Genomic DNA, 12,306 nt, shown 5'->3' with positions numbered 1-12,306 from the left:
GCCTTTCGAAAGCCCTGGCGCGACACGCCGGCATCCGCCGCCGCGCCGCCCCGGGCCCGCTCATTCACCCAGATACGCGGCCCGCACCTTCGGATCGTCGAGCATCTGCTTTGCATCGCCTTCCATCGTGACCGTGCCCGAGTCCATCACGTAGCCGCGGTCGGCCGCCTGCAGCGCGAGGCGCGCGTTCTGCTCGACCAGCAGCACCGTGATGCCCTCCTTCGAGATCTCGCGCACCACTTCGAAGATCTTCTCGACCATGATCGGCGACAGGCCCATCGACGGCTCGTCGAGCAGCAGCAGCTTCGGCTTCGACAGAATCGCGCGCGACATCGCCAGCATCTGCTGCTCGCCGCCCGACAGCGTGCCCGCGAGCTGCGTCGCACGCTCCTTCAGACGCGGAAAGAAGCCGAACATCCGGTCGACGTCCTTCTTGATCTGCTCGTTGTCGTTGCGCAGGTACGCGCCCATCTGCATGTTCTCGATGATCGACATCCGCGCGAAGATCCCGCGGCCTTCCGGCACCATCGCGAGGCCGCGCTTCAGGAGCTCATGCGACGGCACGCCCTTGATCGACTTGCCGTCGTACTCGATGTCGCCCGCCGAATACGGCTTCAGACCCGTGATCGCCTTCATCGTCGTGGTCTTGCCTGCACCGTTCGCGCCGATCAGCGTCACGAGCTCGCCCTGACGGACTTCCATGTCAACACCCTTGACGGCCTGGATGCCGCCGTAGTTGACCTGCAAGCCCTTGATTTTCAACATTGCCGCTGCCATCAGTGCACCCCTGCGCCGAGATATGCCTCAATCACCTTCGGATTCTTCTGCACGTCCTGCGGCAGACCCTCGGCGATCACCTTGCCGTAATCGAGCACCGTCATCCGGTTGCACAGACCCATCACGAGCTTCACGTCGTGCTCGATCAGCAGGATCGTGCGGCCGTCCGAACGGATCTTGTCGAGCAGGCGCGTGAGTTCGACCTTCTCGGTCGCATTCATCCCGGCCGCCGGCTCGTCGAGCGCGAGCAGCTTCGGGTCGGTGGCAAGGGCGCGCGCGATCTCGAGACGGCGCTGGTGGCCGTACGACAGGTTGCGCGACGTGTAGTCGGCGTACTGCAGCACGCCGACGTATTCGAGCAGCTCGATCGCACGCTCCTTGATCTCGCGCTCTTCCTTGCGCTCGGCCGGCGTCTGGAACACCGCGCCCAGCAGGCCGTGCTTGGTGCGCACGTGGCGGCCCACCATCACGTTCTCGAGTGCGGTCATCCCGCCGAACAGGCGGATGTTCTGGAACGTGCGCGCGATGCCCGTCTTCGCGACCTGGTGCACCGCGGTCGGCTTGTATTCCGTGCCATCGAGCTTGAACTCGCCGGAGTCCGGCGTGTAGAGGCCCGTGATCACGTTGAAGAACGTCGTCTTGCCGGCGCCGTTCGGGCCGATCAGCCCGTAGATCTCGCCTTCCTTGATCTCGAGGCCGACGTCGGACAGTGCCTGCAGCCCGCCGAAGCGCTTGTTCACGCCCTGCACGGACAGTCGGATTTGCTTGTCGCTCATGTGTGTATCCCCTGTGTCCGTCGATTAAGCGCGCACCGGCTTCTTGCTGGCGCGCTTCGCCAGTTTCGCGATCTTGTCCTCATGCTTCGGCGCGGGCCACAGGCCTTCCGAGCGGTACAGCATGATGATCACCATCGCGAGGCCGTACAGCGCCTGACGGATCACTTCCGTATCGACGATGTCATGACCGAACAGCGCGTGCTGCAGCGGGCTCATCGTCGAGCGCAGGAATTCCGGGAAGATCGCGAGCAGCACTGCGCCCAGGATCACGCCCGGGATGTGGCCCATGCCGCCGAGCACCACGCAGGCCAGCACGACGATCGACTCCCAGAACGTGAACGATTCCGGCGACACGAAGCCCTGGAACGAACCGAACATCGCGCCCGACAGGCCGCCGAACGATGCGCCCATCGCGAACGCGAGCAGTTTCACGTTACGGGTGTTGATGCCCATCGCCTTCGCCGCGATCTCGTCTTCGCGGATTGCCGCCCACGCGCGGCCGATACGCGAGTGCTGCAGGCGCGTACAGATCCAGATCACCAGCAGCGAGCACAGCACGAACAGGTAGTAGTACATGTACACCGACGGCAGCTGGAAGCCGAACAGCGAGTGCGTCTGCGACAGGTTGAAGCCGGCGACGTGCACCGGATCGATGCCCGTGATCCCCTTCGGGCCGTTGGTGATGTTCACCGGACGGTCGAGGTTGTTCATGAAGATCCGGACGATTTCACCGAAGCCGAGCGTCACGATCGCCAGGTAGTCGCCGCGCAGGCGCAGCGTCGGCGCACCGAGCAGGATCCCGAAGGTGGCCGCCAGCGCCATCGCGATCGGCACGATCAGCAGGAACGGGATGTGCAGCCCGTTCGGCGCGAGCGCCGCGATCCACTCGAACTGCGAGGTCAGGTGCGGCGAGCTCAGCAATGCCGCCGTGTACGCGCCCACCGCGTAGAACGCGATGTAGCCGAGGTCGAGCAGGCCGGCGAAGCCGACCACCACGTTCAGACCCAGCGCGAGCATCACGTACAGCATCGCGAAGTCGAGCACGCGGACCCAGTAGTTGCCGCCGGCCGAGCCGATGATGATCGGCGCCGCGATCACGAAGACCGCGGTCAGGAGGCCGATGATGACCGTCTTGGTGATGTTGCGTTCTTCGACGAGCGACGTCGAGGATTCGATCGGTTGAATGGATGTCATGTTGTTTGCTCCCCTTCCGTTACGCGCGATCCGCGACACGTTCGCCCAGCAGGCCCGACGGACGGAACACCAGCACGATGATCAGCACGATGAAGGCGAACACGTCCTGGTAGTTACTGCCGAATACGCCGCCCGTGAGGTTGCCGATGTAGCCGGCACCGAGCTGCTCGATCAGGCCGAGCAGCACGCCGCCCACCATCGCGCCGCCGAGGTTGCCGATACCGCCGAGCACCGCCGCCGTGAACGCCTTCATGCCGGGGATGAAGCCCATGTAGAAGTGCACGTTGCCGTATTCGGACGCGATCATCACGCCGGCCAGCGCGGCGAGCGCAGAGCCGATCATGAACGTCGCGGAAATCACGAAGTTCGGGTTCACGCCCATCAGGCTGGCCGTGTTCGGGCTTTCGGCGATCGCGCGCATCGCGCGGCCGAGCTTGGTCTTGTGCACGAGCAGCAGCAGGCCGCCCATCACGATGAACGCCACCGCGATGATCACGATTTCAGTGACCGAGATCACGGCGCCGGGCGTCGTGTCGGTCGCCTTGATCACGTTGATCGGATCGGTCGGCAGCAATTGCGGGAACGGCAGCGGGTTGCGCGACCAGATTATCATCGCGGCCGTCTGCAGCAGGATCGACACGCCGATCGCGGTGATCAGCGGCGCGAGGCGCGGCGCGCGGCGCAGCGGCCGGTACGCGACGCGCTCGATCGCGAAACCGACGAACGCACAGACAACCGCCGCAATGCCCAGGCCGATCGTCAGCGTCGCGACGTTGCCGAGTCCGGGGAAGTGGTTCTGCAGCACGGTGATGGCCGACAGCGCAACCATCGCGCCGATCATCAGCACGTCGCCGTGCGCGAAGTTGATGATGCCGAGAATGCCGTACACCATCGTGTAGCCCAACGCGATGATGGCGTACACACTGCCGAGCACCAGCCCGTTGAGAACCTGCTGGACGAAAATATCCATTTAAAGCTCCTTGGCCCATGCTGCCGGAGGACGTTGCGCCCCGCGGGTAAGCGAGGAATCGCGCCTTCTCGGCGACACTGCGGGTACTAGTCGATACCGGTAAGGGTGGATCGTCCCGGCGCGCGCCGCCCAGCCTGTACGGCCGGACCTGCCGCCGGAGCGGATACAAAAACGGCACCGCACTGTTCCGGTGCCATCGAGGGTCCTGTCGCTAAATCGTCACGACATCGAGGACGGTGTACTTGGCCTCCTTGAAGTCGTAGGGCAGCGTGCCGAAACGGCCGGCCTCCGGTTTCCCGAAGTCCACGCCTTTTTCCGTCCGGGCCGGGGCGAACCCCGCGTCCGGGCAGATCAGGTTCCGCGCCGCGTCGCCCGCGTGCTCGACCACCTTGACGGCGCACATGCCATTGCCGCCAGGGATTTGCGCTCCGATGCAGGACGCCGGCGCCTGTCTGGCAAGCCGGCCGTCCGCTGCCGCCCGCGCGGCGCCAGAACGGGCCTCGCGAAGGTGGTGCCCGACTTTCGTCAGGACTGCATCGGAATTCGTGAAACGAAGCACGCCGCCCGCCGCGCCGCGGGTCGCGGCGACATGCCGTTTCGTCGAATCGAAATGAAAGGGGATCACCGACATCTGCACGCTGCCTGTGTTGCCCCGAAACCCGGGCGTCCGTCGGATGACGCGCCCTGCTGCCGCCGCATCACGGTCGGCGGCTCGTTGTCGGGCGACCCGCGTGCCCGTCGCCCGGTTGGCCGCAGCGCTGCCGGCGAATGCTGCCCGCCGTGCCGAATGCATGCCGATCTTCGGGCCCTGCGCGTTGAAATCCTCGATCGCCAAACGTGCCCCGTTATCCTTGTCACCGTCCGATTGCGCGATGCGGCACGCCGCCGGCGTCGCACGACCGGTTCCGGCAGCGTGCACGTCGCTGCCCGCCGGTACTGCGCCTGCCGCAGCCTCCCCACCCGCCCTGTCGTCGCTCTTTTTGCTGCGACCGGCAAGCATTGCAACCGGTGCGGCGACGAACCTGGCGTAAGCCAACTTCACATGCATCGAATAGGTCTCCCGCGCCTTCCCAAAACCCGATTTCAAAGCCATTCCGGCTTGAAAACGGGCGCATTGTAACTCCATTTACAGGACGCCAATATTCCTGATTCGATGGGGTTTTCCTGCATTGCAACCAATTTTGAGAGACGGTTAAGCGCGGGGATAGCAACCGGGTTGCACTATTAATGTGAATAATGGTTGCGATGTCGTTTTTCACGACGCAAAAAAAGCGCGCCCGGAGGCGCGCTTTTGGAGTACCGCGGGTGCGATGCGGCAATCAGACGGCGGGCGGCAGATTCAGGCCGCGCGGCAGCGGAAACGACACGTTTTCCTCGATGCCGTCGAGCGCGCGCACGTTGCGCACGCCGAGCTCGCGCAACCGCGCGATCACGGCCTGGGCGAGCACTTCGGGCGCCGATGCGCCGGCCGTCACGCCGATGCGGCGCTTGCCCGCGACCCACGCGGGATCGATCTGGTCGGGTGCGTCGACCATGTACGCGGCCACGCCGCGCTTCTCGGCCACTTCGCGCAGGCGGCTCGAATTCGAGCTGTTCGGGCTGCCGACGACGATCACGACGTCGCACTGCGGCGCCATGAACTTCACCGCATCCTGACGATTCTGCGTCGCGTAGCAGATGTCCTGCTTCTTCGGCTCGCGGATCTTCGGGTACTTCGACTTCAGCGCGCCGATGATCTCGGCCGCATCGTCGACGGATAGCGTCGTCTGCGTGACGAGCGCGATGCGCTCGGGATCGGCGAGCTCGAGCTTCTGGACGTCTTCCACGCTTTCGACGAGATGCATGCCGCGCTCGACCTGCCCCATCGTGCCCTCGACTTCCGGATGGCCCTTGTGGCCGATCATCACGATGTCGACGCCGTCCTGGCGCATCTTCGCCACTTCGACGTGCACCTTCGTGACGAGCGGGCAGGTTGCGTCGTAAATGCGCAGCCCGCGCACGTCCGCCTCGTCGCGCACGGCCTTCGACACGCCGTGCGCGCTGAAGATCACGGTGTTGCCGGCCGGCACTTCCTCGAGTTCCTCGACGAAGATCGCGCCTTTCTTCTTCAGATCCTCGACCACGTACTTGTTGTGGACGATCTCGTGACGGACATAGATGGGCGCACCGTGCATCGCGATCGCGCGCTCGACGATCTCGATGGCGCGGTCGACCCCTGCGCAGAAGCCGCGCGGCTGGGCCAGCAGGATTTCGGCATCGGCGGCGACGGTCTGCCCGGACAGCGTATCGGTGGTACTCATGATTACAGGATTCCGATGATTTTCACTTCGAACGTGAGCGCCTGGCCCGCGAGCGGATGATTGAAGTCGAACAGCGCCGAGGTTTCGCTGACTTCCTTCAGCACCCCTGCATAGCGGCCGCCGTCCGGCGCGTTGAACTCGATCAGCTCGCCCGGCGTGAAATCGTCGCCGACCATCCCGTTCTCACGCAGCGTCGACAGCGTCACGCGCTGGAGCATGTCGGGATTGCGGGGACCGAACGCCTGCTCGGGCGTTAGCTGATAAGTCGAATGGTCGCCGACCCGGAGCCCGAGCAGAATCTGTTCCAGCGAGGGCGCCAGTTGGCCCGCGCCGAGCAGCAGCGTGGCGGGCTTGTCGGAGAAGGTATTGACGATGTCGGCGCCGTCGGCAAGTGCAAGCCGGTAATGCAGCGTGACATGGGAACCGGGCTTCACTTCGGATAGATCGATGAGGCTCATGGATTACTCGTGTTCGTCGGCGCCCGAACTGGCCGAAAGGCCCGGCGCAAAGCCAATATTGTAAGTCACCTGAGCGCGCAAGGCTGAAAGTGCGACGACGTCGCATCCACGCCCGCCGCCAATGGAGTTTCGCTCATGTTGTCACCTTGTCTCGCCGCCCCGGCGACCGAATGTCGCGACCCCGCCGATGCGCCGGCCGCTCCGGCCCGCCACACGGGGCCGGCCCGGCCGCGCAAGCGCCGTCCGCGAAACTGGAAGCCGCATCTGCCGCGCGAGCGGTTGCTGGAACGCGGGCCGGCCGCGCTGACCGACGCGGAGCTGATCGCGCTGCTGCTCGGCACCGGCGGCGGCGGCCGCGACGTATTCGCCAGCGCCCGCGCGCTGCTCGCCCGGTTCGGCGACTCGCTGCGCGACATGCTCGATGCGGAGCCGGACGTGTTCGCCACGCACCCGGGCATCGGCACGGCGCGCTCGGCGGTGCTGATCGCCGTGACCGAGATCGTGCGGCGCGCGCTGGTCGAAAAAGCGCGCGAGCGGCTGCAGATCGACTCGCCGGGCGCCGTGGAGGATTATCTGCGGCTCAGGATCGGCACGCGTCCGCACGAGGTGTTCGTCACGCTGTACCTCGACGCCCGCCACGGCCTCATCGACGTGGAAGAAAGCGCCCGCGGCTCGCTCACGCGCATGGCCGTCTATCCACGCGAGATCGTGCGGCGCGCGCTCGTGCTGAATGCCGCGGCGCTGATCATCGCGCACAACCACCCGTCCGGCGCGGTGCAGCCGAGCGCCGAAGACCGGCGCCTGACGCGCGTGCTTCACGAGGCGCTCGCGCTCATCGACGCGAAGCTGCTCGATCACGTGGTCGTCGGCACCGCCGATACATTTTCGTTCGCGCGTGCCGGTTGGCTGTAGACTGTGGCCCGGCGACCCGCCCTGGGGCGCCGCGACGATGAAGCGAAATTGGGTTTGATTTTTCTGAACTTTTTCTGCTAGAATCATCGTCTGTCTTTTTTCCAACCAGTTCTAGCCATCGAAGGGCCTTGTCTGTAAGGGCTTCGGCGTTCTGAGTGCAGCCATGGATCACGTGGCGGTACGATGGAACCTTCATCGGCGATCGAACCCCGAATTTAGCGTATTAGGAGTGCTCTCATGGCACGCGTATGCCAAGTAACTGGGAAAGCGCCGATGAGCGGCAACAACGTTTCCCACGCCAACAACAAGACCAAGCGTCGCTTCCTGCCGAACCTGCAAAACCGCCGGTTCTGGGTAGAGAGCGAAAACCGCTGGGTGCGCCTGCGCGTCTCGAACGCCGGCCTGCGCCTGATCGACAAGAACGGCATCGATTCCGTGCTCGCTGACCTGCGCGCACGCGGCGAAGCCTAAGCCCAAGGAGCACAATCATGGCAAAAGGCGCACGCGACAAGATCAAGCTCGAGTCGACCGCTGGTACGGGTCACTTCTACACGACCACGAAGAACAAGCGCAACATGCCGGAAAAGATGGCGATCAAGAAGTTCGATCCCGTCGTCCGCAAGCATGTGGAATACAAAGAAACCAAGATCAAGTAATCTCCGGTTTCTGTAGCCTGACGGCGACCAAAAAGCCCCGCACATGCGGGGCTTTTTGTTTTGCGCATACGCGCGCGGGCCCGACGCGGTATGCTCTCCCCTTTCCGCGGCCACAGCCGACGGAACGCACAAGTCTAAAGCGTAACGATGGAGATGCAGCATGAAATTCGACGTGGCGATCGTCGGCAGCGGCCTGGCAGGGCTGTCGGTCGCACTCAACCTGGCCAGCACGCGACGTGTCGCGCTGATCGCGAAACGTTCGATGATGGAGGGGGCGAGCGATAACGCGCAAGGCGGCATCGCGGCCGTCCTCGACTCGGCGGACAGCATCCAGAACCACGTCGACGACACGCTGGTCGCCGGCGGCGGGCTGTGCGACGAAGGCGCGACGCGCTACATCGTCGAGCACGGCCGCGAAGCGATCGAATGGCTGATCTCGCAAGGCGTGCCGTTCACGAAGGACGATGCGGCCGAACTCGGCTTTCATCTGACGCGCGAAGGCGGCCACAGCCATCGCCGGATCATCCATGCGGCGGACGCGACCGGCCATGCGGTGCTCGCGACGCTGTCCGACCGCGCGCGCCAGCATCCGAACATCACGTTCTTCGAAAACCACCATGCGATCGACCTGATCACGTCGGACCGGCTCGGCCTGCCCGGCCGCCGCTGTCACGGGCTGTATGCGCTCGACGTCGACAACGACCGCACGATCACGATCGAGGCGCCGCACACGGTGCTCGCGACCGGCGGCGCCGGCAAGGTCTACCTGTACACCACGAACCCCGACACCGCGACCGGCGACGGCATCGCGATGGCGTGGCGCGCGGGCTGCCGCGTGTCGAACATGGAATTCATCCAGTTCCACCCGACTTGCCTGTTCCATCCGTATGCGAAATCGTTCCTGATCTCGGAAGCCGTGCGCGGCGAAGGCGGCTTGCTGAAGCTGCCGGACGGCACGCGCTTCATGCCCGCGCACGATCCGCGCGCGGAACTCGCGCCGCGCGACATCGTCGCGCGCGCGATCGACTTCGAGATCAAGAAGCGCGGCATCGACTGCGTGTATCTCGACATCAGCCATCAGCCGGAAGCGTTCCTGCGCGAACACTTCCCGACGATCCACGCGCGCTGCCTCGAATTCGGCATCGACATCGCCCGGCAGCCGATTCCGGTCGTGCCGGCCGCGCACTACACGTGCGGCGGCGTCGTCACCGACCTCGCGGGGCGCACCGATCTCGCGGGCCTGTATGCGGTCGGCGAAACGTCGTACACGGGGCTGCACGGCGCGAACCGGCTCGCGAGCAATTCGCTGCTCGAATGCCTCGTGATCGGCCGCGCGGCGGCCGAGGCAATCGAGGCGGCCGGCTTCGACGCCCAAACGCCGGCCACGCTGCCCGCATGGGACGAAAGCCGCGTGTCGGATGCGGACGAGGAAGTCGTCGTGGCGCACAACTGGGACGAGCTGCGCAGGCTGATGTGGAACTACGTCGGCATCGTGCGTACCGACAAGCGTCTCGAACGCGCGAAGCACCGCTTGTCGCTGCTGCGCGACGAGATCCACGAGTACTACGCGAATTTCCGCGTGACGCGCGACCTGCTCGAACTGCGCAATCTCGTCGACGTCGCGACGCTGATTGTGAAGAGCGCCTACTCGCGCCGCGAAAGCCGCGGGCTGCACTACAGCCGCGACTGGCCGCACACGTTGCCGAAGGCACTGCCGAGCGTGCTCACGCCGCGCTCGCGCCGCTGACCGCTACGCCCTTCCGGGAGCTGTCGCCATACAGAAAAAGGCCGTTGGCGCTTGCACGCCAACGGCCTTTTTCGTCAGACGACATGCCGCGAGGTCAGTCGACGATCCGCATCGAATAGTCGGTCGCGCGCACGTCCTTCGTCAGCGCGCCGATCGAGATGCGGTCGACGCCCGTTTCCGCGAACGTGCGCACCGTATCGAAATTGACGCCGCCCGACACTTCGAGCACGGCCTTGCCGGCCGCGACGCGCACCGCTTCGCGCATCATGTCGAGCGTAAAGTTGTCGAGCAGCACCGATTGCGCGCCATGCGCGAGCGCCGTGTCGAGCTGCGCGAGCGTCTCGACTTCGATCTGCACCGGCACGCCCGAATCGAGCGCGAACGCCGCATCGAGGGCTTCGCCGACGCCGCCGGCTGCGGCGATGTGATTCTCCTTGATCAGGATGCCGTCGTACAGCGCGAGACGCTGGTTCTCACCGCCGCCGACCCGCACTGCGTACTTCTGCGCGAGCCGCAGGCCCGGCAGCGTCTTGCGCGTATCGAGGATCCTCGCGCGCGTGCCTTCGACGCGATCGACGTAACGACGCGTCGCGCTCGCGACGCCCGACAGCAGTTGCAGGAAATTCAGCCCGTTGCGCTCGGCGGTCAACAGTGCGCGCGCCGGCCCTTCGAGCTCGCAGACGGTCGAATCCGGCGTCATCCGGTCGCCTTCGCGATAGCGCCAATGCACGACGATCGACGGATCGATCCGCGCGATGACGGCCTCGAACCATGGCACGCCGCACAGCACCGCTTCCTCGCGCACGATGATGCGCGCACGGCGCCGCTCGCCGGCCGGCACGAGCCGCCCGGTCTGGTCGCCGGTGCCGACGTCTTCGGCGATCGCATCGGCCACGTTACGCGCGATCGCTTCGTCGAATGCCGCGCCGTATTGTGCGCGGACGGCGTCGAACAGCGGGGAGACTGCGGTCGCAACGGCGCCTTCCGGCGCGCCGTTCTCAAGCACCGCGGCCTTCCCCTCGGAAGGCGCCGCGCCTGGGACCAGAGTAAGCGCCGCAGCGCCAGTTTCGGGTGACAGCGAACGAATGTGGGCTAGGGAGTCGCTCATTACGCAGCCCCCACGTTCGCGAACAGTTGCTGGTCGCGCTGCAGATCGCCGCTCGCCTGCACGCGCTTCTTGTGCGCCGCTGCGAAATCGAGCATCCGGTCGATCGGCAGACGCGCACGCACGCCGATCGCGGGATCGACGAAGATCTCGTTGTGACCGCGCTCGAGCACGTCGGCGAGATTCGCGAGGCCGTTCATCGCCATCCACGGGCAATGCGCGCAGCTCTTGCAGGTCGCGCTGTTGCCGGCCGTCGGCGCGGCAATGAAAGTCTTGCCGGGCGCCGCGAGCTGCATCTTGTGAAGGATGCCGAGATCGGTCGCGACGATGAAGTGCGTCGCGTCGAGCTTCACCGCTGCGTCGATCAGTTGCGTGGTCGAGCCGACGACGTCCGCCTGCGCGACGACGTTTTCCGGCGACTCGGGGTGCACGAGCACCTTGGCGTCCGGATATTCGGCGCGCAGCAGGTCGAGCTCGATGCCCTTGAATTCGTCGTGGACGAGGCACGAACCCTGCCACAGCAGCATGTCCGCGCCGGTTTTCTTCTGGATGTAGCTGCCGAGATGGCGATCGGGTGCCCAGATGATCTTCTCGCCCCGCGCGTGCAGGTCGGCGACGATCTCGAGGCCGATCGACGACGTGACCATCCAGTCTGCGCGCGCCTTAACGGCGGCGCTGGTGTTCGCGTAGACGACGACTGTGCGATCGGGATGTGCGTCGCAGAACGCGGAGAATTCGTCGGCCGGGCAGCCGAGATCGAGCGAGCAGGTCGCATCGAGATCGGGCATCAGCACGCGTTTGCCGGGGCTCAGGATCTTCGCGGTTTCGCCCATGAAGCGCACGCCGGCGACGACGAGCGTCTGCGCGTCGTGGTCACGGCCGAAGCGGGCCATTTCGAGCGAATCGGCGACGCAGCCGCCTGTTTCGTCGGCCAGCTCCTGCAGCTCGGCATCCACGTAGTAGTGGGCGACGAGCACGGCCTTTTCCCGCGCGAGCAGCGCCTTGATGCGCGCCTTCAGTGCAGCGCGCTCCTCGGGGGACGGCGCGTCGGGCACCTTGGCCCATGCTTGTCCCACGCCGCACACGGTCCCTGCTGCGACGGGCCGGTCGTACTCGACGGGTTTGATCGTCGATTGCATCTCCATATCTCCTGTCGACCAGAGTTAGTGCTTTAGCACTTACTCTGGTCCCATGCTTCGCGGTCGACCCAGAGTTGGTGCTTTAGCACTTACTCTGGTCCCATGCTTCGCGGTCGACCAGAGTTGGCGCTTTAGCGCTTACTCATGGCCCCATGGGGCATCGAATCCACTGCCCCAAGCCTCATACCAATCCACCCTGCCGATCGGCCATCAAAAACCGGCGGCCCAAATGAAAAAACCCCGCCAACGCGGGGTTTGTGACGTCCTTAGAT

Annotated in this window: 13 protein-coding genes; 4 read left to right on the top strand and 9 right to left on the bottom strand. The window is 65.3% G+C overall.

The genetic code is table 11. The features are described 5' to 3' along the window. Window positions 1-60 precede the first annotated feature (60 nt). The 7 genes from ABIC50_RS21245 to ABIC50_RS21215 all read right to left on the bottom strand — a co-directional run bounded on the left by ABIC50_RS21245 (window position 61) and on the right by ABIC50_RS21215 (window position 6,475). Window positions 61-777, bottom strand: a complete 717-nt coding sequence (locus ABIC50_RS21245) for an ABC transporter ATP-binding protein (RefSeq protein WP_006750046.1) — start codon at window positions 775-777, stop codon at window positions 61-63. Then, window positions 777-1,553, bottom strand: coding sequence for an ABC transporter ATP-binding protein (locus ABIC50_RS21240; RefSeq protein WP_006750047.1), 777 nt, complete (start codon window positions 1,551-1,553; stop codon window positions 777-779). Before ABIC50_RS21240 ends, ABIC50_RS21245 begins: the two co-directional genes overlap by 1 nt. Before the next feature lie 24 nt (window positions 1,554-1,577). Continuing rightward, window positions 1,578-2,747 carry an ABC transporter permease subunit gene (locus ABIC50_RS21235; protein ID WP_175675145.1) on the bottom strand — a complete coding sequence of 390 codons (1,170 nt, stop codon included), beginning with the start codon at window positions 2,745-2,747 and terminating at the stop codon, window positions 1,578-1,580. 19 nt (window positions 2,748-2,766) lie between these two features. Beyond that, complete coding sequence (locus tag ABIC50_RS21230; protein WP_006757318.1) at window positions 2,767-3,717, bottom strand: branched-chain amino acid ABC transporter permease; 951 nt, start codon at window positions 3,715-3,717, stop codon at window positions 2,767-2,769. A 211-nt stretch (window positions 3,718-3,928) separates the two neighbouring features. After that, window positions 3,929-4,765 carry a branched-chain amino acid ABC transporter gene (locus ABIC50_RS21225; protein ID WP_354166876.1) on the bottom strand — a complete coding sequence of 279 codons (837 nt, stop codon included), beginning with the start codon at window positions 4,763-4,765 and terminating at the stop codon, window positions 3,929-3,931. A gap of 271 nt (window positions 4,766-5,036) precedes the next feature. Next, window positions 5,037-6,017, bottom strand: a complete 981-nt coding sequence (ispH, locus tag ABIC50_RS21220; protein ID WP_006750051.1) for a 4-hydroxy-3-methylbut-2-enyl diphosphate reductase — start codon at window positions 6,015-6,017, stop codon at window positions 5,037-5,039. Window positions 6,018-6,019: 2 nt separating this feature from the next. Then, complete coding sequence (locus ABIC50_RS21215) at window positions 6,020-6,475, bottom strand: FKBP-type peptidyl-prolyl cis-trans isomerase (protein ID WP_011657706.1); 456 nt, start codon at window positions 6,473-6,475, stop codon at window positions 6,020-6,022. Between the two features lie 135 nt (window positions 6,476-6,610). Here ABIC50_RS21215 and radC point away from each other — a divergent pair, with 135 nt between their 5' ends. The 4 genes from radC (at window position 6,611) to nadB (ending at window position 9,790) form a co-directional block, all read left to right on the top strand. After that, entirely contained in the window at window positions 6,611-7,387 is a 777-nt protein-coding gene (gene radC / locus ABIC50_RS21210) for a RadC family protein (RefSeq protein WP_011657707.1), read from the top strand. Window positions 7,388-7,624: 237 nt separating this feature from the next. Continuing rightward, window positions 7,625-7,858 (top strand): 50S ribosomal protein L28, encoded by a 234-nt coding sequence (gene rpmB, locus ABIC50_RS21205; RefSeq protein WP_004186391.1) that lies wholly within the window; start codon window positions 7,625-7,627, stop codon window positions 7,856-7,858. Window positions 7,859-7,875: 17 nt separating this feature from the next. Next, window positions 7,876-8,043 (top strand): 50S ribosomal protein L33, encoded by a 168-nt coding sequence (gene rpmG / locus ABIC50_RS21200; protein ID WP_006478046.1) that lies wholly within the window; start codon window positions 7,876-7,878, stop codon window positions 8,041-8,043. Between the two features lie 160 nt (window positions 8,044-8,203). Next, window positions 8,204-9,790 carry an L-aspartate oxidase gene (gene nadB / locus ABIC50_RS21195; protein WP_011657708.1) on the top strand — a complete coding sequence of 529 codons (1,587 nt, stop codon included), beginning with the start codon at window positions 8,204-8,206 and terminating at the stop codon, window positions 9,788-9,790. Between the two features lie 94 nt (window positions 9,791-9,884). Here the strand turns inward: nadB and nadC are convergent, their stop codons facing one another. Together nadC and nadA are read right to left on the bottom strand one after the other, a co-directional pair. After that, a complete protein-coding gene (nadC, locus tag ABIC50_RS21190) occupies window positions 9,885-10,898 on the bottom strand; it encodes a carboxylating nicotinate-nucleotide diphosphorylase (RefSeq protein WP_354166669.1) in 1,014 nt (337 codons plus the stop codon). After that, window positions 10,898-12,034: a quinolinate synthase NadA gene (gene nadA / locus ABIC50_RS21185; RefSeq protein WP_165751891.1), complete on the bottom strand. Its 1,137-nt coding sequence runs from the start codon at window positions 12,032-12,034 to the stop codon at window positions 10,898-10,900. Before nadA ends, nadC begins: the two co-directional genes overlap by 1 nt. Window positions 12,035-12,306 lie beyond the last annotated feature (272 nt).

It is taken from the genome of Burkholderia sp. 567, assembly GCF_040545115.1.
Taxonomy (GTDB): Bacteria; Pseudomonadota; Gammaproteobacteria; order Burkholderiales; family Burkholderiaceae; genus Burkholderia; species Burkholderia ambifaria.
The sequence above is the reverse complement of the archived record's forward strand: the minus strand, read 5'-3'. Positions and strand labels throughout refer to the sequence as shown.